Raw genomic sequence first — 17,446 nt, forward strand, 5'->3', positions numbered from 1 at the left:
GTCTGGCGGCTTACCATTTGCCAGCTCTCAAAAGGGAAGCTGATCAGCACAACACCACAGGTTGGCAGGTTATACAGATCACTGTTACAAAGCTCAACCACGATCTCCGTCAAGCCCGGGTTATGACCAAAAAGCGCAACCGAATCATAACGGTCGTCCAGCCCGTTGATCACTTTCAGCAGCGTCGAAGGCGATGCTTCATAGATCTCTTCCTTAAACAGGATATCAGCAACCGGATAGCCCCATTCCCCGCAAAAGATCTCAGCGGTAGTTTTCGCGCGAATGGCCGGACTCGATACCACCGCCTGAGGAACCTCATTCCGCTCCATTATTCGTCTGGCCATATCAGGTGCGTTTCGCAGTCCACGTTCATTTAACGTGCGCTCAAAATCTCCGAGACCAGGCTTGCTCCAGTCCGATTTCCCGTGTCGGATAATCAGCAGTTTTTTCATATATCATTTAATATAGAGGCGATCATCCTGTCGTCCTGATGGTTCATACACTTGAAATGGCCACGCGGACACTTCTCATAACCTATCTTAGAGCAAGGTCTGCAAGGCAAACCCTTAACCTCAGCCGTATAATGCCGGTCCGTTTTATAAGGGTACATCCCGAATTCAGGAACCGTATTACCCCAAACCGAAACAATTTTTTTATTTAAAGCCGCGGCGATATGCATCAGTCCCGTGTCATGACTCACCATCTGACGGGACATTTTTACCAGAAAGGCCGATTCATTCAGCGAGAAGCTCCCGCAGCTATTGAAAACGCGCTCGCCCACCGCCCGCAGTACTGCATCGCCAACTGCCCGGTCTTCCTTGCCGCCTAAAAGCACGATAGCACCCTCCGTCTGCTCGCAGATCCGGATGATCTTCTCCAGCGGAAGTCTCTTCGTCGCATGCTGGGCACCAATAGCGAAGCCGGTATAATCCTGATGGCTGGTGGGGAGCATCCGGTCCAGAGCATAATCCTCACCCAGGAAGTAATCCAGACCCTTGCCGTCGTTCTTCACACCCAGCGAAGCAACCGTTTCCAGATAGCGGTCAACGATATGTACATCCGGCAGCCTGTTGATCATTAAATTAACCAGCAGGAACTTCTCCACATTCAGCTTATTAAAAGAGGCAGATTTAGCACCCAGTGCCCGCTTGATCCGCAGCGTCCGCAAATTATGATGCAGATCCACCACGAAGTCAAACTTCTCTTCCTTAAGCCTGCGGATCTGCTCAGAAAGAGAGCCTTCCAGCAGGTGCAGCTTATCGATATAGGGGTTAAACTTCAGAACACTCTCATAGGCCTTCTTCGTGATATAATGTACTTCGACACCCGGAAGCTGCTGCTTGACGCAGCGGATCACCGGCGTCGTCAGCACAATGTCCCCTATGGAACTAAATCGTATGATGAGTATTTTCATGGGCACGTCTGCTTTCAAAAAAAGCACTTATCTCCGTTAAATTTAAAGCATTCAGGCAGTTTTCCGCTGCCACGCCCCCTTTGCGGGCGGCGATAACGCCATAGTGAATATCCTGGAAACCCCTCACGCTGTGCGCATCCGGGTTAACCGACAGCATCACGCCCTTTTCAATAGCGTACTGATGCCAGCGCCAGTCAATATCCAGCCGCAGCGGATTGGCGTTGATCTCTATCACCACGCCGTTCGCCGCACAGGCATCAATAACCTGGGGTATGTTCACCGGATAACCGCTTCTGCTCAGCAGCAGGCGTCCCGTTGGATGCCCCAAGATCGTCGTATAGGGGTTTTCAATCGCCTTGATCAAACGACTCGTCGCCTTCTCTTCCGACATCTTGAACACCGAGTGGATCGAAGCCACTACAAAGTCAAACTTCGACAAGATCTCCACCGGGTAGTCCAGCGAGCCATCAAACAGGATATCCGATTCAATACCCTTAAATATCTTAAACGGAGCAAACTTCGCATTCAGCGCATCGATCTCCGCATGCTGAGCCAGTACCCGTTCCTCGCTCAGGCCCTTTGCATAAAAAGCCGATTTCGAGTGATCACAGATCCCCAGGTATTCAATCTTCATCTCGTCCCTGCAAAACCGCGCCATCTCTTCCAGCGAGTTGGCACCATCACTCCAGGTGCTATGGTTATGCAGCGTCCCTTTCAGGTCCTCGTAGCAGATCAGCTGAGGCAGCGCATTCTTCTCCGCAAGACCAAACTCAAACACCCCTTCACGCAGCTCTGGCTCAATAAGAGGCAGGCCTGCAGCCTGATAATATTCTTCCTCAGAGCCAATAACCAAAGGCGTCTCTTTCAACCTCGCCGACAGCTCCTCCAGATGCTCCGCACTTCCCGTCTGCAAAACCAGTTCCTTAAAATACGCGTCAGCCTGACAGAACCGGATGTATACCTTCACACCCCAACCGTTCTCCGCCGTCACAAAATCATCACCACGTTCAACCAGCTGCAAGTCTTCAGCAGACGCAATCCAGGAAACAACCGCGTCCAAAACCGGGGCACCTATTAAGATGTCCAGACCATCAATGATCTCCGCCTTGCGCCGAAACGCTCCTGTAAAGGATATCAGCTCAGTTCCCGCAATCTCCCTCAATCCAACAAGCAGTCCTTTCGCAAAACCATGAACATGCGCATATAAGAAGCGTCCGCTGCTCGCCATCTTAAACTCGATCGACTTCCTGATGTCTTCCTGCGTCTTTAATCCGAAACCCTTGGCCTCCATCAGCCGGTTTTCGTTGCAGGCATAAAAAAGCTCACCGATATTCTCAATGCCAAGCTCCTTCCAGATCACCAGGACCTTTTTGGGGCCAAGCCCTTTGATACTCATGATCTCCACTATTCCCGGCGGCGTCTCCGCAAGCAGTGCCTCCAGCTCCTTTGTCGTACCGGTTTCAACGATCTCGCGGACCTTCCCGGCAACGCTTTTGCCGATAGCCTGAACAGCCGAAAGCTCCTCAAGGCTCTTCGACGCTACATCAAAAGGAAGCTTGCCGATAGCCAGCGCCGCATTGGCAATAGTTTTTGTTTTAAATGAGTTCTCTCCGTGAAGCTCCATAAGCTGACTTAACAGCCGCAGGATTCGCGATATGGGCTTATTTTCCATCGGTCAAAAATAGGAAATTATGTTCGCAAAGACTATTCAAAACCCTATCCCCGCTTTTCTGTTCTACAAAAAACACCATCTTCATTTCGCCCATGGCTCAAGTTTCTCTTACCGATTCCATTAAAGTTCTTGCCTTTTTGTTCCTGCTGTTCGGAGGACTTTATTTTGCCGCCGAATTCCTGATCCCGCTCAGTTTCGGAGGAATTATCGCCACGCTCATTTTGCCCTATTGCAGACGGGTTGAATCGAAAGGAGTACACAGGGGCGTGTCTGCGGCGCTCTGCATCCTGATCCTGCTGACCATTATCGGAGGACTGGTGCTCATCTTCGCCTGGCAATTGTCCGATTTGGCAAAAGACTTTTCCCAGATGCAGCATCATCTCAGCGGCCTGCGCGACAAGATAGAAAGCTATATCAGTAATACCGTTGGCATATCCAGGCAGAAGCAAACTGAAATTATCGATAAGCAGCAAGACGCTACTACCAACCAGATGGCCGGGGTCATTACCGCCCTAATGGGCATAGCTGTGGACTTTATTCTCGTAACGGTGTACACCTTCCTGTTTGTCCTGTACCGCAGCCGGCTGAAAAAGTTTATCCTGATGCTCGTTCCTGTAGAACAAATGCAACGCACCGAAAAAGTAATCAATGAGTCAGCAAAGGTTGCCTTTCAGTACTTGTCAGGCCTCTCCATGATGATCGTTATGCTCTGGGTAATGTACGGAATCGGCTTTTCCATTGTGGGCATCGAAGGAGCCATCTTTTTTGCCGTGCTATGCGGACTGCTTGAAATCGTACCCTTTGTAGGAAACCTGACCGGTACGGGCTTTACCGTGCTGATGGCCATTTCTCAGGGCGGCGGCGGGAGTATGGTGCTTGGCGTGCTGGCAACCTACTTCGTGGTGCAGTTTGTGCAGTCCTATATTATCGAACCCCTGGTAGTCGGTGCGGAAGTAAATATCAACCCTCTTTTCACCATTCTCGTCCTGGTTCTCGGTGAAATGCTCTGGGGCATACCCGGAATGGTCCTTGCCATTCCGCTTCTCGGAATAGCGAAGATCATCTGCGATAATGTGGAGCCGCTGAGACCTTACGCTTACCTGATAGGAGGAGAGCGAAGAGAAAAGAAAGACAGCGGTTTCATCAGCAAGATGAAAAATATGTTCAAATAACCCTATTTAATCTCCAGGTTATACATCATTCTGGCCTGTACACCAGTACCCTGAAGGATGGTCTTCAATTGCTTATAGTAATTGTAGCTCTCACCAAACTGAAGCTTCGCATAATGTTCTTTCAGTTTATCCTCACCGCTGCTGAAGATCGATTCAAACGGATCTTTCTGCGTAGGGTATTCCACTAATTTATAATTCTTGAGCTTAGCCATTTTTACAGCGGAGTTCACCGCATCCTGCACATTACCCAAACGGTCAACCAGGCCGATCTTCAATGCTTCAGTTCCGCTCCAGACACGTCCCTGACCGACACCGTCAACATAAGACTGCGTCTTCTTCCGCCCATCAGCAACCCGCTTGGTGAACGTGCCGTAAACACGGTTAACCTCATTCTGGACGATCATCCGCTCGCCAACTGTAAGCGGACGTGTAACCGAACCCAGGTCAGCATATTCCGCTGTTTTCACCTGATCAAAGGTAATCCCCAGCTTATCATTAAAGAAGTTCTGCATATTCGGAAGGATGCCAAAGACACCGATCGAACCGGTTATTGTATTCGGCTGAGCAAAAATAGAGTCAGCAGCACAAGCAATATAGTAGCCACCTGAAGCAGCAACATCGCCCATAGAAACAATCACCGGTTTTACTTTACGCGTAAGGGCCACCTCGCGCCAGATCACATCAGACGCCAGAGCACTGCCACCCGGAGAGTTCACACGAAGTACTACCGCTTTAACCTTCTCATCCGTACGCACCTTACGCAAGGTTCTGGAAATACGTTCCGAGCCGATCATCTCATCATCACCTTCTCCACCCATAATTTCGCCGGAGGCGTAAACCATCGCGACACGGGAATCCAGGTCACCTTCATCAGGGCGGTTGCCCTTGATATAGCCGCTCAGGGTTACCGATTTAATATCTTTCTTTTTGTCGATGCCCGTCTTCGCTTTAAGCTCATCGATAACTTCATCCTTATAGCGAAGCGCATCCGCCAGTTTATAAGTGACCGCATCCTTCGCTTGCTGCACCTTCAACTGGTTGGCGATGGCGAACAAGGAGTCCTTCGGAATCTTTCTGGAAGCCGAAACCCGAGTTAGCATATGATCATAGATGGAACCCAGGAATGAAGTGACCTGCTTTCTGTTCGCATCACTCATCTTGTCGAGGATGAAGGGTTCCACAGCACTCTTGAAAGTGCCCACTTTAATGATCTGTGGTTCAATACCCAGCTTCTCCAGAGCGCCTTTGAAGAAAACAGACTGAGAGCTCATACCTGTAAACTCCAGGAGTCCTTCCGGATTCAGGTAAACTTTGTCGGCTACAGAAGCCAGGTAATAAGCTTTTTGTGAATATACCTCACTGTATGCGATGACGAATTTCTTGGATTTCTTGAAGTCGAGCAGCCCGTTACGAATCTCCTCCACTGTAGCCATTCCCGCCTGTACAACCGACAGGTCCAGGTAAATGCCTTTGATATTATCGTCTGTTTTCGCTCGTTTTAAAGCCACCAGAATATCATTCAGGCCCATGTTTTTACTCACGCCCACTCCCGAGAAATTAATATCATCGAGCGGACCTTTAACCGTTCGCTCCAAAATCGGGACACTCAGTGAAACATGAATGATCGAACCAGGTTCTACCTTCACCTCCTGACTGCCTGATGAAGACGCGATGCCGACAATGAGCAGGATCAAAAGGATCCCGATTACTATAAATGACAGGAAAAATCCCAGCATGGAGGCAAAAACAAACTTAAAAAAACCCTTCATTGGTATCAAAACTTAATAGTTATACAAGTATATGCAATTAGATATGAATATATTTGAAACGTTACAGCAAAAGAATTTTTATGCATTCAGTCTTTATACTACTTGGGAGCAATTTGGGCGACAGGCTGATGTATCTCCATAAAGCTACCATAAGCATAGAGAGAGAGGCTGGAAAAGTACTGCAAAAATCCGCTGTCTATCGTACCGAGTCATGGGGTAAAGCAGACCTCCCCGAGTACCTCAATCAGGTACTTCAGATCGAGTCAGCACTCCGTCCGCAGGCGCTGCTGGCAACGCTTCAGCAGATTGAAGCAGACCTGGAGCGAAAAAGAGAAGAAAAATGGGGGTCCCGAACGATAGATATCGATATACTTTTTTACGATGAGGAACAGATCAACGAACCTCATCTGATCATACCGCACCCCCTGATGCAGGAACGGCGGTTCGTCCTGGAACCTTTGATGGAAATAGCCCCTTCACTGGAGCATCCCGTATTCGGCAAAACCGTTAAGCAGCTGTACGCACAACTAAAAGACACACTAATTGTTGAAAAGATTTAGAACCTATAATTGATACCATGAGCAACACATTCAAGGTCGATCTCTCTTATCTGAACGATATAGCCGGAGGGAATGTAGAATTCGTAATTGATATGATCGATATCTTCCTGGAGCAGACGCCGGGATATTTCGGGCAGCTGGGGGCCGCGATACAGCAGCAGGACTGGAAAGCCGCCGGAGACATGGCTCATAAGATTAAGCCCACGCTGGCATTTGTAGGTGCAGAAGATCTGCGTGTGAAAATGCAGGAACTGGAATCCAACGCAAGGGCGCAGACAAACCTCTCTACTATTCAGGAAAGTTTTCAGGAGATCAATGGTACCTGTGAGCAGATCTATGAAGGTTTGCAGCAGGCACGGGCCGAGCTGGCCTCCAAAATATAAAAAAAAAGATCCATGCTAACCATGGATCCCTTCAAGTCTTATCTCACCCGTGTAAACTGGATGATCGATAAAACGATATAAATAAAAATGATGATCGGAATCGCTACAAACTTCAGGAGCAAAACCAGGAAGATAGAAGACCCCAGCAGGATATACCGGTAAAGGTTCTCCTGCAAGCCGAAATTCCTGAACTTCAGTGAAATCAGCGGAACTTCCATCACCAGGAGGAATCCCGTTCCTATGCTGAACACAAACAAGAAGAATGGGTTCAGGATATAAGCATCCAGCGCCCCGCTTCCTGCGGCAATGATCATCGGCAGCGAACCTACCAGCAAGGCATTTGCCGGAGTCGGCAAGCCGATGAAATGGTCACCCTGGCGCGGATCAATGTTAAACTTAGCCAAACGAAGAGCAGAAAACATCGCGATAAAGAACGCCGAGAACTTCAGGTATTCACTCATCTCCCCAACCTGAGGAGCCTGCAGGAACAACTGGTAAACAATCGCGGCAGGCAAGAGACCAAAGCTGATCATGTCAGCCAGAGAATCCAGTTCCTTCCCCATCGGAGAATATACATGAAGTGCCCTTGCAATAAGTCCGTCAACAAAGTCGAACAGTGCGGCAATAACAATAAAATAAGCAGCTAAAGTCAGATCATTACTGAAAGCAAACGTAACGCCTATGCACCCGCTGAACAAGTTCAGGCACGTGATGGCGTTAGGTATATGTTTTTTCATCAATACTAATTTGAATTAGCTGTTCATCGAAATTAAAAATTCCTCATTTGATTTAGTACCTCTCATCTGGCTCAGCAAGAATTCCATTGATTCCTGAGAGTTCATATCCGCCAGGTGGTTACGCAAGATCCAGATCCTTTGCAGGTTCTCCCTGTCATGAAGAAGATCATCACGACGGGTGCTCGATGCAGTAAGATCGATAGCAGGATAGATACGTTTGTTGGCCAGCTTACGGTCAAGCTGAAGCTCCATGTTACCAGTACCCTTGAATTCCTCGAAGATAACCTCGTCCATTTTAGAACCCGTATCGATCAGTGCAGTAGCCAGGATAGTCAGTGAACCGCCATCCTCAATATTACGTGCCGCACCGAAGAAACGCTTCGGTTTGTGAAGCGCATTCGCATCCACACCACCCGAAAGGATCTTTCCGGAAGCAGGGGCAACCGTATTATAAGCGCGGGCCAGACGAGTGATCGAGTCAAGCAGGATCACCACATCGTGTCCGCACTCCACCATTCTCTTCGCCTTTTCCAACACGATATTGGCGATTTTTACGTGACGCTCAGCAGGCTCATCAAACGTCGATGAAACCACCTCGGCACGTACACTTCTCGCCATATCCGTCACCTCTTCCGGACGCTCATCGATCAACAGGATGATCAGATAAACCTCGGGGTGGTTCTTTGCGATGGCGTTTGCCACATCCTTCAATAAGATCGTCTTACCGGTCTTAGGCTGCGCAACGATCAAACCACGCTGACCCTTACCAATAGGCGTGAACATATCGATGATACGCGTCGAGTTATGACTGGTATCCATGAACAGGTTCAGCTTCTCAGAAGGAAAAAGAGGAGTCAGGAAGTCAAACGGTACACGATCCCTTACCTCAGCAGGCATCCGGCCGTTAATCGCTTCTACCCGAACCAGCGGGAAATATTTTTCGCCTTCTTTCGGAGGGCGGATGCTTCCGCGTACCGTATCGCCGGTTTTTAAGCCGAAAAGTTTGATCTGCGACTGAGATACATAAATATCATCAGGAGAAGTCAGGTAGTTATAGTCAGAAGAGCGCAGGAAGCCATAACCATCAGGCATGATCTCCAGAACACCTTCATTCACAATGACATTGTCAAAATCCAGGTTCACCGCAGCGTTCTGATCAGAAAGCCTTTGTTCCTGAGGTCTTTCAACAGATCTTTCCACCGGGCGCGCCTCTACGGTTCTGCCCGTAGGGGTGTTAAAGCGTTTTTCAAACTTGGGGGCCCGTTCGCCTGCAGGAGCTTCAGCATTTGCTGAAGGCTCTTCACGTCTTCTGGGTTGTTCCGAAGGAGGAGTGATCGCTCTGTCATGCTTAATAGTGATCTGTCTTCTTGGGCGCTGGTTAGGCTGTGCCGGAGCAGCAGCAGGTTCAGCACTTTCAGCCGGTTTGTTTTCAACCGGTGCCGGAGCAGCTTCAACAGGAGTTGCCGCGGCTTCAACAAACGCAGGTGTATTTTCGGCAGGAGCCTGAGCAGCTTCAGCTGTATTTTCTATAGTAGCATCCGATTCCGGGGCAGGGGCAGCAAAAAGTGTCTCCTGCGCAGCACTTGCCGCCGCAGCTTTTACCGCATCTGTCTTCGTTTTTACAGATCTGGTGCGTTTCTTCGGTTTTTCTCCGTCAACGCTCGCGCCGCTTGCAGCACTGGAATCAATTGATGAGGAACCCTCGCCAGCAGCAACAGCACTTTGTGATTGATGAGCCTTTATTTTAGTGATAAGTTCTTGTTTTCTTAAGGCATCTGAGCCTTCAACACCAAAGGATTTGGCAATCTCACGAAGCTCGGACACAAGCTTGTCGTTCAATTCAGTAATTTCCATTCAATTGAAATATTATATAGGATTCTTTTTGTAAGAGTTTAGTCCACACCCGTAAAAGAAATTCATGTGCAAAAATAAGGCTGATGAGTTTTCTTTTGAGAAAGAGGGGACTGCTTTTTTGAGATAAAGCACAATTCTAAGCGAATAAATCGTAAAAAACAAAAAATATGAAAAAAAATTTTAATGCCCTTTAATGTTTTGGTTACTTTGAAGCTTATTATTACTATGAATCGTACAGAGCTAATTGAGCAGATCCGGACCAAAAAATCCTTCCTTTGCATCGGACTTGACACAGATATTACCAAAATTCCAGAACACCTTCTTGATGCTGAAGATCCTGTTTATGAGTTTAATAAGCAGATCATCGATGCCACAAAAGAATATTGCGTATCCTATAAGATCAATACCGCATTCTATGAAAGCCGCGGCTTAGCCGGATGGCAAAGTCTGATCCGCACATGGAATGAGCTGCCGAAAGACACCTTTAGTATAGCCGATGCCAAGCGCGGCGACATAGGCAATACCTCCGAGATGTATGCAAAAGCCTTTTTTCAGGCCGAATCATCCGGGATGAGCTTCGATTCAGTAACGGTAGCACCTTATATGGGAGCAGACTCGGTGAAGCCCTTCCTGAAGTTTGAAAACAAATGGGCCATTGTACTTGCGCTGACTTCTAACGAAGGCAGTAAAGATTTCCAGTTCCTGCCCGTAGCAGAAGAGACCATGCTTTTCGAGCGGGTCATTCAAACCGTATCCGGTTGGGGCACCAACGATAACATCATGTTTGTTGTCGGCGCTACAAGAGGGGAGTCCTTCCTCACCATACGTAAACACGCACCAGATCACTTCCTGCTCGTTCCAGGCGTAGGCGCACAAGGCGGAAACCTGCAGGACGTTTGTCAATATGGAATGAATAAAGATTGCGGATTACTCATCAACTCATCACGTGCGGTGATATATGCATCATCCGGGAAGGATTTTGCGGAAGCAGCGGCGGCAGAAGCACGGAAAGTTCAAAACGAAATGAAGCGGATACTTGAATCGATGTAAGTGGCGTGTATTCTGCTAGGATATAGTTGAATGCAACATGAATGAAGACCTTATCAATTTTATCTGGAGGTTCAGGCTGTTTAACCAAAAGACGCTGCTGACCTCCAGGAATGAGCCTGTGGAAATTATTTCACCGGGTTTTTGCAACAGTCATGCGGGTCCGGATTTTACCGAGGTTAAGGTCCGCATCGGCAGCACTACCTGGATCGGCACTGCCGAGATCCATATCAGGGCGTCTGACTGGGAGCGCCATGGTCACTCCACCGACAAAGCCTATAATAACGTGATCCTGCACGTGGTCTGCGAAAACGACATGCGCGTATTTCGTGCCGACGGAACAGAGCCTTCCGTATTGATCATTAAACCCTATATCCCCGAAAATATTCAGGAACGCTATCTGCAGCTTATCCAAAATATGAACTGGATTCCCTGCGAAAAGCAGCTGTCGCAGGTCGATCCCATATACGTGCAGGACTGCCTGCAACGCATGCTGATCGAAAGAATGGAAGAAAAATCCGCACAAGTAGGCGAGCTGCTGCACTCCCGTCAGGGCGACTGGTCAGAAACCTTCTATATTCTGCTTTGCCGGACCTTCGGCTTCCAGCTTAACGCCCTGCCCTTCGAGCTGCTGGCCAGGTCGCTGCCCATCCGCATACTCGACAAGCACCGGGACAGCCTCTTTCAACTGGAAGCATTGTTATTCGGACAGGCAGGTTTCCTCGAGGAACCCGCTTCAGACGAATACATTCGCCGTTTACAGGAAGAGTACCGCTATCTCCGTCATAAGTATAGGCTTAGGCCCATCGAATCGTACCTCTGGAAGCACCTGCGGCTTCGACCACAAAACTTCCCCGTAGTACGGCTGGCACAATTCGCAGCACTGGTATACCGCTCCGTGCATCTGTTCTCCCGGATCCTGGAGGCCGAAGATGCCGCAGAACTCAGAAAGCTTTTTGAAGGAATCAGCATGAGCAGCTATTGGCAGAGCCACAATAAGCCCGGAAAAGCGAGCGCAAAAATCGCCGCGACGCTCGGGAAGGAGTCTGTCAATAACATCCTGATCAACACCGTTTCAGTCGCTTTATACAGCTACGGCAAATACACAGATAATAGTCATTTTTTTACACGCTCCATCGTCCTTCTGGAAAGTATACCCGCTGAAGTGAATCGTATCGTGCTGAAATATAGAGAAATAGGTGTGAAGTCTACGAGTGCCGACACCTCCCAGGCATTGCTGCAATTGAAAAAAAAATATTGCGATCAGAAAAAATGCGTAAATTGTGCTGTCGGAGCAAGAATTATAAATTCCGCTTAAAATGATACAACGCGTCTTAGCCTTTTTTGAGCGATATTCTTTCGGTGTTTCCACTTATCTGGGGGAGCGATTTGATATGTCTATCTCCAAAATCCGCTTATTCTTTATCTACTCGTCATTTCTGGCCGTAGGCTTTCCATTAATCTTTTATTTTCTGGCCGCATTTGTACTGGGAATCAGAACCTATATGAAACGGATCCGCACCCGCATCTGGGATTTTTAATCCCGAAAAAAATATCTTTCATATATTTGAACGGTATAAAACCGCTTACAGATGCCGGTAAAAGGAAATCAGTTCAGATCAAATTCATTCAGAGGGGAAGATGCGCCTAAAGCAGCGGGGAAAGGACGCCTGCTTAAGGAAAAGGCAGAAGCATTACCAACCTTTACATTCAATAACGGGAGAGCAATCAAGATAGCAGGACTATTTTTCCTGATCCTGTCCATATTCTTTATGATAGCCTTCACATCCTACCTGTTTACCTGGCAGGATGACCAGAGTTACGTGTCAGGGCCAAACGGCGGATGGAGTAACTTCTTCAATCCGCCCGAAGAGATAGCACCCGCAGGACCACAGGAACTACCCGTAGAAAACTGGCTTGGCCGTTTAGGTGCGCTCTTATCCCACCAGTTCATCTATCAATGGTTTGGCGTCGCCTCCTTTATATTCATTGGCATCCTGTTTATTATCGGGTATCGCCTGTTGTTTAAGGTAAAGATCCTTCCACTGGGCAAATCATTAGCCTATTCCTTCTTCCTGCTGATCTTCACCTCCGTCACTATCGGCTTCTTCCATAGCTTTGGGTCAGACTATCCGCATTTCCTCGAAGGAGAATTCGGCTTCTGGACCAACCGCCTCTTACAAGGCCAGATCGGAAATGCCGGAATAGCCGGACTACTGGGCTTTTCAGGCCTTACCGCGTTGATCATCGCTTATAATATAGACTTCAAGATACCCGAGAGAAAGAAGAAAATCCAGCTGGCCGTTCCCCCGGTACCCGACGACCTGGAATCAGAAGACGATTACCGGAGCGAACCCGTAGAATTCCCATTAGAAAACAAGCGCAGCCGGTTCAACAGAGAGCAACAGAAAGCGGAAGAAGAAAAGCCCTTTCCTCCGCTGAAGCAGGAGCGTGTGACCGCACCATTAGCATACGAAGAACCGTCCCGGCCCGAACCCATCGTTCCGAAGACTGTCATCCCTTTCGAATCGGTAACACCCCTGGCAGACGCAGCTCCCGCAGCCGTTGCCGTTGCTACAGCATCAGCAGCCAGCTCCATTCCGCTGAATGTAGAACGTAACGAAGAGCCGAAGCCGGCAGAAGAAAAAGCACAGCCAGCCTTCACCATTACGAAGACCGCAGAAGAGAAGACCGCAGATCACCTGGTAGAGCAGTTCGGACAATATGACCCCAAGCTCGACCTGTCATCTTACCAGTATCCGCCGATCGAGTTACTGGAGAACTACAAATCCAACAAGATCCAGGTAGATCCGAACGAGCTCGAGGCCAACAAGAATAAGATCGTTGAGACCCTCAACCATTACAATATCGAGATCGACAAGATCAAGGCGACCATCGGTCCCACCGTTACCCTGTACGAGATCATTCCCGCACCAGGCGTACGTATTTCCAAGATCAAGAACCTCGAAGACGATATCGCGCTAAGCTTAGCCGCACTCGGCATCCGTATCATCGCGCCGATGCCCGGCAAAGGAACCATTGGTATCGAGGTACCCAACCGGAACCCCGAGATGGTGGCCATGCGTTCCATTATGAACACCGAGAAGTTCCAGAACAATACCATGGACCTTCCGATCGCATTAGGGAAGACCATTTCCAACGAGGTTTACATCGCCGACCTGGCCAAAATGCCCCACTTGCTGGTAGCAGGAGCCACCGGTCAGGGTAAATCCGTCGGTATTAACGCCATTCTTGTATCCCTGTTATACAAGCTGCACCCATCACAACTGAAGTTTGTACTCGTCGATCCGAAGAAAGTAGAGCTGACGCTGTTCCGTAAGATCGAAAGACACTTCCTGGCCAAGCTGCCCGGAGAAGAAGACGCGATCATCACCGATACCAAGAAAGTAATCAATACCCTGAACTCACTCTGTATCGAGATGGACCTGCGCTATGACCTGCTGAAGAACGCACAAGTACGTAACCTCAAAGAATACAACCAGAAGTTCGTCAACCGTAAGCTGAACCCCGAAGAAGGACACCGCTTCCTGCCGTTCATCGTACTGATTATTGACGAGTTCGCCGATCTGATGATGACCGCCGGAAAAGAAGTAGAAACCCCGATTGCGCGACTCGCACAGTTAGCCCGTGCCGTTGGTATTCACCTCGTGATCGCTACACAGCGTCCGTCCGTTAACATCATCACCGGTACCATCAAAGCCAACTTCCCGGCTCGTTTAGCCTTCAGGGTATTGTCTAAGATCGACTCCCGTACCATTCTCGATTCAGGAGGTGCAGACCAGCTGATCGGAAGAGGGGATATGCTGCTGGCTACCGGAAGTGAGCTGATCAGGTTGCAGTGCGCATTTGTAGACACACCAGAAGTAGAGCGGATCTCCGACTTTATCGGAGAGCAGCGCGGCTATGCCTCCGCCTGGATGCTGCCGGAATACGTAGACGAGAACGGAGAAGCAGGAGGAGCCAAAGACTTTGACGCCAGCAACCGCGATCCACTATTCGAAGACGCAGCCAGACTCATCGTGATGCACCAGCAAGGTTCCACATCCCTGATTCAGCGTAAGCTGAAACTCGGTTACAACCGCGCAGGAAGAATCATCGACCAGCTCGAAGCAGCAGGAGTAGTAGGGCCGTTTGAAGGAAGCAAGGCAAGAGAAGTCTTACTGCCCGACGACTATGCCCTGGAGCATTTCCTCGAAAACCTGGATAAATAGATAAACTATTTCGTGTTATGCGAGTCTATAAGAGGTATAAACACACCTGCCACATGAAAAGAACATTTTTAACCAGCTTGATATTATTCGTATTCGCCAGTCTGAGCATGGCGCAGACCGACCCGAAAGCGAAGACCATCCTGGCCGCAGTCAGCAAGAAATACGCATCCATTCCCGTGATCAAGGCCGACTTCACCTATACGATCGAAAATCCGAAAAGTAAGATGAAACATTCCGAATCCGGAACCCTGTACACCCGGTCAAAAGCCAACAAGTATAAGATCATCACCCCGACGCAGGACCTGATGAGCGATGGCAAGACCCAGTGGACCTACCTGAAGCAAGACAATGAAGTGAACGTGAGCGATGTAGACAACAGCTCCAACTCCATTAACCCCGCAAGGATTTTCAGCATTTATGAAAAGGGATACAAGTACGTAGCCCTGCCCGATATCAGGCAGAGCGGCAAAGTGTTCCACGTCATCGATCTGACCCCTACAACCGAAGGAAGTAATTTCTTCAAGATCAGGTTAACTATAGACAAAGCCACCAGCCAGATTGCCAAAACGATGGTCTTCGACAAAAATGGCAACCGCTATAGCTATGTCATTAAATCACTTACACCAGCAAAGGTATCCGACTCGATCTTCGCCTTCCAGAAAGCCAGCTACCCTGGCGTAGAAGTTGTAGATTTGCGATAAAATCTATTCTTAATGCCCATTACATACACACAGCACACCCTGGAAAAACTGGAGACCCTCCTAAAGGATCTGGAGTACAAGGTGCGCTATGAAAAAGGAAATTTCAGGACGGCGGCCTGCATTCTGGATAAGAATAAAGTCGTCGTTGTAAACCGTTTTTCCACACTCGAAAGCAAAATAAACGTGCTCGCAGGACTCCTCCAGGAAATTGAAGTTGATGAAGATTCGTTGAATGAGAAACAAAAACAGTTTCTTTATACTTTGAAAAAATCAACACTGCAGCTGTGATCGTTACATTTTTAGGAACAGGAACCTCCCAGGGCGTGCCGGTAATCGGTTGCGAATGTCCAGTATGTACCTCAGAAGACCGGAAAGATAAGCGGCTTCGCAGTTCGATCATGGTCGAGCATGAGGGGAAACGTCTGGTAGTAGACACCGGTCCTGATTTCCGTTACCAAATGTTGCGGGAAAAAGTGAAGACCCTCGACGCCGTCATCTTTACCCATGAGCACAAAGACCATATAGCCGGTCTGGACGACGTCAGAGCCTTCAATTACCGCCAGGGCAGGGCAATGGATATCTATGCCCATCCACGGGTGCAGGAAGCCCTGAGGCGCGACTTCCATTACGCCTTTGCAGAGAAGAAGCATTACGGCATACCCCTGCTGGAACTCCATGACATCGACAAGGATCATCCCTTTACAGCTGCCGGAGTAGAAGTGCAACCGATAGAGGTTATGCACTATATGCTGCCCGTCCTCGGTTTCCGTTTCGGCGACTTCAGTTACATCACCGACGGCAAGACGATATCCCCAACGGAGAAGGCCAAGCTAAGGGGCTCGAAGATTTTGGTGTTAAATGCGTTGCAAAAAACTTCACACATTTCACACTTTACCCTGGAAGAAGCCATCAGTCTGGCTCAAGAAATAGGGGCCGAACAGACTTATTTAACGCATATCAGCCACGTTCTGGGCAAGCATGCGGATGTCAGTACCGAACTCCCCAATGGTGTAGCGTTAGCTTACGATGGACTTAAGATTAATTTTTAGTGATTTATTGTAAACCAAGAAGGGCAACGGATGTTGTATTAGAAAATACACATATGAGCACAAGACCAAGCTTCTCAGACATCATTCATTCAGAAAAGCCAACGCTGGTTGACTTCTTCGCCGAATGGTGCGGTCCCTGCAAAATGATGTCGCCCATACTCACTGAGTTGAAGGGCACGCTGGATGATTCGGTAACCATAATTAAAATTGATGTTGACAAGAACCCTGCGGCCGCGCAAGCGTATAACGTCCAGGGAGTACCTACACTCATTCTGTTCAAAAACGGAGAGATTAAGTGGAGGCAATCGGGGGTATTGACCAGCGCACAACTGCAGCAGGTGATACGGCAGTATTCCTGATTATTTTAAAAACATACACAGTATTTTCCTCATTACAATAACATGGATCAGACAGTTTTTCTATTGGTTAAAGACCCTAATAATGCTTGTCAGGATATTATCAGGCACCGGGACGGATCGCTGAGGATCAGGGTTTACTGCCTTGGAAAGGACAAGTTTGAGCCTTCTGAAGATGAGCTGCAGTTCTTCGCGAACGATAGCGGCGATCTGCTGGCTTTCGAAACGTCGGACTATGACGGAGACGATCCCTTGCTTGTGATTGAAGCGATCAGGTGGTATGCGGAGTATATCGGAAATCCGAAGATGGAGATCCTCGCTGAGGATCCCCGGTTATTTGATCAGGAGCATTAGGGGGCAGGGTACCTGATGGTGTTTAGGTAAAGGCTGTTGGAGGCGTTTTTGCGGTCGCGGCTGATGGTGCCTATGTAGACGTGGAAGTTGAATTCGGTTTCTGTGTGGCTGAGGGTTAGGGTGTATTCACCTTCGCTTCTATTTAC

The 17,446-nt window shown here is 48.6% G+C and carries 18 protein-coding genes; 12 read left to right on the forward strand and 6 right to left on the reverse strand.

What is annotated here, in order from left to right; all coding sequences use genetic code 11:
* The 3 genes from ACKI5J_RS11790 to ACKI5J_RS11800 form a co-directional block, all read right to left on the reverse strand.
* The coding region (locus ACKI5J_RS11790) for a SixA phosphatase family protein (RefSeq protein ID WP_407429675.1) at window positions 1–452 on the reverse strand (452 nt) is incomplete at its 3' end.
* Window positions 449–1,414 (reverse strand): glycosyltransferase family 9 protein, encoded by a 966-nt coding sequence (locus ACKI5J_RS11795; RefSeq protein ID WP_407429676.1) that lies wholly within the window; start codon window positions 1,412–1,414, stop codon window positions 449–451. The genes ACKI5J_RS11790 and ACKI5J_RS11795, both read right to left, overlap by 4 nt.
* Window positions 1,389–3,086, reverse strand: coding sequence for a helix-hairpin-helix domain-containing protein (locus ACKI5J_RS11800; protein WP_407429677.1), 1,698 nt, complete (start codon window positions 3,084–3,086; stop codon window positions 1,389–1,391). The genes ACKI5J_RS11795 and ACKI5J_RS11800 overlap by 26 nt, the downstream gene beginning before the upstream one ends.
* Before the next feature lie 92 nt (window positions 3,087–3,178).
* Here ACKI5J_RS11800 and ACKI5J_RS11805 point away from each other — a divergent pair, with 92 nt between their 5' ends.
* Window positions 3,179–4,258: an AI-2E family transporter gene (locus ACKI5J_RS11805; protein WP_407429678.1), complete on the forward strand. Its 1,080-nt coding sequence runs from the start codon at window positions 3,179–3,181 to the stop codon at window positions 4,256–4,258.
* Between the two features lie 2 nt (window positions 4,259–4,260).
* Here the strand turns inward: ACKI5J_RS11805 and sppA are convergent, their stop codons facing one another.
* Window positions 4,261–6,027, reverse strand: a complete 1,767-nt coding sequence (gene sppA / locus ACKI5J_RS11810) for a signal peptide peptidase SppA (RefSeq protein WP_407429679.1) — start codon at window positions 6,025–6,027, stop codon at window positions 4,261–4,263.
* Window positions 6,028–6,107: 80 nt separating this feature from the next.
* On the opposite strand from sppA, the gene folK reads away from it, so the two are divergent.
* The gene (gene folK, locus ACKI5J_RS11815) at window positions 6,108–6,587 is read left to right on the forward strand and encodes a 2-amino-4-hydroxy-6-hydroxymethyldihydropteridine diphosphokinase (RefSeq protein WP_407429680.1); all 480 of its coding nucleotides are present in this window, start codon (window positions 6,108–6,110) and stop codon (window positions 6,585–6,587) included.
* Between the two features lie 17 nt (window positions 6,588–6,604).
* Window positions 6,605–6,970 carry an Hpt domain-containing protein gene (locus tag ACKI5J_RS11820; protein WP_407429681.1) on the forward strand — a complete coding sequence of 122 codons (366 nt, stop codon included), beginning with the start codon at window positions 6,605–6,607 and terminating at the stop codon, window positions 6,968–6,970.
* A 38-nt stretch (window positions 6,971–7,008) separates the two neighbouring features.
* On the opposite strand, the gene pssA is transcribed toward ACKI5J_RS11820, so the two are convergent.
* Window positions 7,009–7,707, reverse strand: a complete 699-nt coding sequence (gene pssA, locus ACKI5J_RS11825; protein WP_407429682.1) for a CDP-diacylglycerol--serine O-phosphatidyltransferase — start codon at window positions 7,705–7,707, stop codon at window positions 7,009–7,011.
* A gap of 15 nt (window positions 7,708–7,722) precedes the next feature.
* Window positions 7,723–9,561 carry a transcription termination factor Rho gene (gene rho, locus ACKI5J_RS11830; RefSeq protein ID WP_407429683.1) on the reverse strand — a complete coding sequence of 613 codons (1,839 nt, stop codon included), beginning with the start codon at window positions 9,559–9,561 and terminating at the stop codon, window positions 7,723–7,725.
* A 225-nt stretch (window positions 9,562–9,786) separates the two neighbouring features.
* Here rho and pyrF point away from each other — a divergent pair, with 225 nt between their 5' ends.
* Genes pyrF through ACKI5J_RS11875 form a run of 9 tightly spaced genes read left to right on the forward strand, consistent with a single transcriptional unit; the run spans window position 9,787 to window position 17,300 of the window.
* Window positions 9,787–10,611, forward strand: coding sequence for an orotidine-5'-phosphate decarboxylase (gene pyrF / locus ACKI5J_RS11835; protein ID WP_407429684.1), 825 nt, complete (start codon window positions 9,787–9,789; stop codon window positions 10,609–10,611).
* Window positions 10,612–10,648: 37 nt separating this feature from the next.
* A complete protein-coding gene (locus ACKI5J_RS11840) occupies window positions 10,649–11,926 on the forward strand; it encodes a DUF2851 family protein (RefSeq protein WP_407429685.1) in 1,278 nt (425 codons plus the stop codon).
* A 1-nt stretch (window position 11,927) separates the two neighbouring features.
* On the forward strand, window positions 11,928–12,149 hold the full coding sequence (locus ACKI5J_RS11845) for a PspC family transcriptional regulator (RefSeq protein ID WP_106290924.1): 222 nt from the start codon (window positions 11,928–11,930) through the stop codon (window positions 12,147–12,149).
* A 51-nt stretch (window positions 12,150–12,200) separates the two neighbouring features.
* Window positions 12,201–14,840 (forward strand): DNA translocase FtsK 4TM domain-containing protein, encoded by a 2,640-nt coding sequence (locus ACKI5J_RS11850; protein WP_407429686.1) that lies wholly within the window; start codon window positions 12,201–12,203, stop codon window positions 14,838–14,840.
* Between the two features lie 53 nt (window positions 14,841–14,893).
* Complete coding sequence (locus tag ACKI5J_RS11855; RefSeq protein WP_407429687.1) at window positions 14,894–15,541, forward strand: LolA family protein; 648 nt, start codon at window positions 14,894–14,896, stop codon at window positions 15,539–15,541.
* Window positions 15,542–15,553: 12 nt separating this feature from the next.
* Window positions 15,554–15,829, forward strand: a complete 276-nt coding sequence (locus ACKI5J_RS11860; RefSeq protein WP_407429688.1) for a hypothetical protein — start codon at window positions 15,554–15,556, stop codon at window positions 15,827–15,829.
* The gene (locus tag ACKI5J_RS11865; protein ID WP_407429689.1) at window positions 15,826–16,590 is read left to right on the forward strand and encodes an MBL fold metallo-hydrolase; all 765 of its coding nucleotides are present in this window, start codon (window positions 15,826–15,828) and stop codon (window positions 16,588–16,590) included. Before ACKI5J_RS11860 ends, ACKI5J_RS11865 begins: the two co-directional genes overlap by 4 nt.
* Window positions 16,591–16,643: 53 nt before the next feature.
* A complete protein-coding gene (trxA, locus tag ACKI5J_RS11870) occupies window positions 16,644–16,949 on the forward strand; it encodes a thioredoxin (protein WP_407429690.1) in 306 nt (101 codons plus the stop codon).
* 42 nt (window positions 16,950–16,991) lie between these two features.
* Complete coding sequence (locus ACKI5J_RS11875) at window positions 16,992–17,300, forward strand: hypothetical protein (RefSeq protein WP_407429691.1); 309 nt, start codon at window positions 16,992–16,994, stop codon at window positions 17,298–17,300.
* Window positions 17,301–17,446: the final 146 nt, after the last annotated feature.

It is taken from the genome of Arcticibacter sp. (assembly GCF_045629565.1).
GTDB lineage: Bacteria > Bacteroidota > Bacteroidia > Sphingobacteriales > Sphingobacteriaceae > Arcticibacter.

Excerpts from the sequence above, each read along its gene's own strand:
- ACKI5J_RS11795 (WP_407429676.1), bottom strand. The coding sequence starts at position 1,414 with ATGAAAATACTCATCATACGATTTAGTTCCATAGGGGACATTGTGCTG.
- ACKI5J_RS11800 (WP_407429677.1), bottom strand. The coding sequence starts at position 3,086 with ATGGAAAATAAGCCCATATCGCGAATCCTGCGGCTGTTAAGTCAGCTT.
- ACKI5J_RS11805 (WP_407429678.1), top strand. The coding sequence starts at position 3,179 with ATGGCTCAAGTTTCTCTTACCGATTCCATTAAAGTTCTTGCCTTTTTG.
- sppA (WP_407429679.1), bottom strand. The coding sequence starts at position 6,027 with ATGAAGGGTTTTTTTAAGTTTGTTTTTGCCTCCATGCTGGGATTTTTC.
- folK (WP_407429680.1), top strand. The coding sequence starts at position 6,108 with ATGCATTCAGTCTTTATACTACTTGGGAGCAATTTGGGCGACAGGCTG.
- ACKI5J_RS11820 (WP_407429681.1), top strand. The coding sequence starts at position 6,605 with ATGAGCAACACATTCAAGGTCGATCTCTCTTATCTGAACGATATAGCC.
- pssA (WP_407429682.1), bottom strand. The coding sequence starts at position 7,707 with ATGAAAAAACATATACCTAACGCCATCACGTGCCTGAACTTGTTCAGC.
- rho (WP_407429683.1), bottom strand. The coding sequence starts at position 9,561 with ATGGAAATTACTGAATTGAACGACAAGCTTGTGTCCGAGCTTCGTGAG.
- pyrF (WP_407429684.1), top strand. The coding sequence starts at position 9,787 with ATGAATCGTACAGAGCTAATTGAGCAGATCCGGACCAAAAAATCCTTC.
- ACKI5J_RS11840 (WP_407429685.1), top strand. The coding sequence starts at position 10,649 with ATGAATGAAGACCTTATCAATTTTATCTGGAGGTTCAGGCTGTTTAAC.
- ACKI5J_RS11845 (WP_106290924.1), top strand. The coding sequence starts at position 11,928 with ATGATACAACGCGTCTTAGCCTTTTTTGAGCGATATTCTTTCGGTGTT.
- ACKI5J_RS11850 (WP_407429686.1), top strand. The coding sequence starts at position 12,201 with ATGCCGGTAAAAGGAAATCAGTTCAGATCAAATTCATTCAGAGGGGAA.
- ACKI5J_RS11855 (WP_407429687.1), top strand. The coding sequence starts at position 14,894 with ATGAAAAGAACATTTTTAACCAGCTTGATATTATTCGTATTCGCCAGT.
- ACKI5J_RS11860 (WP_407429688.1), top strand. The coding sequence starts at position 15,554 with ATGCCCATTACATACACACAGCACACCCTGGAAAAACTGGAGACCCTC.
- trxA (WP_407429690.1), top strand. The coding sequence starts at position 16,644 with ATGAGCACAAGACCAAGCTTCTCAGACATCATTCATTCAGAAAAGCCA.
- ACKI5J_RS11875 (WP_407429691.1), top strand. The coding sequence starts at position 16,992 with ATGGATCAGACAGTTTTTCTATTGGTTAAAGACCCTAATAATGCTTGT.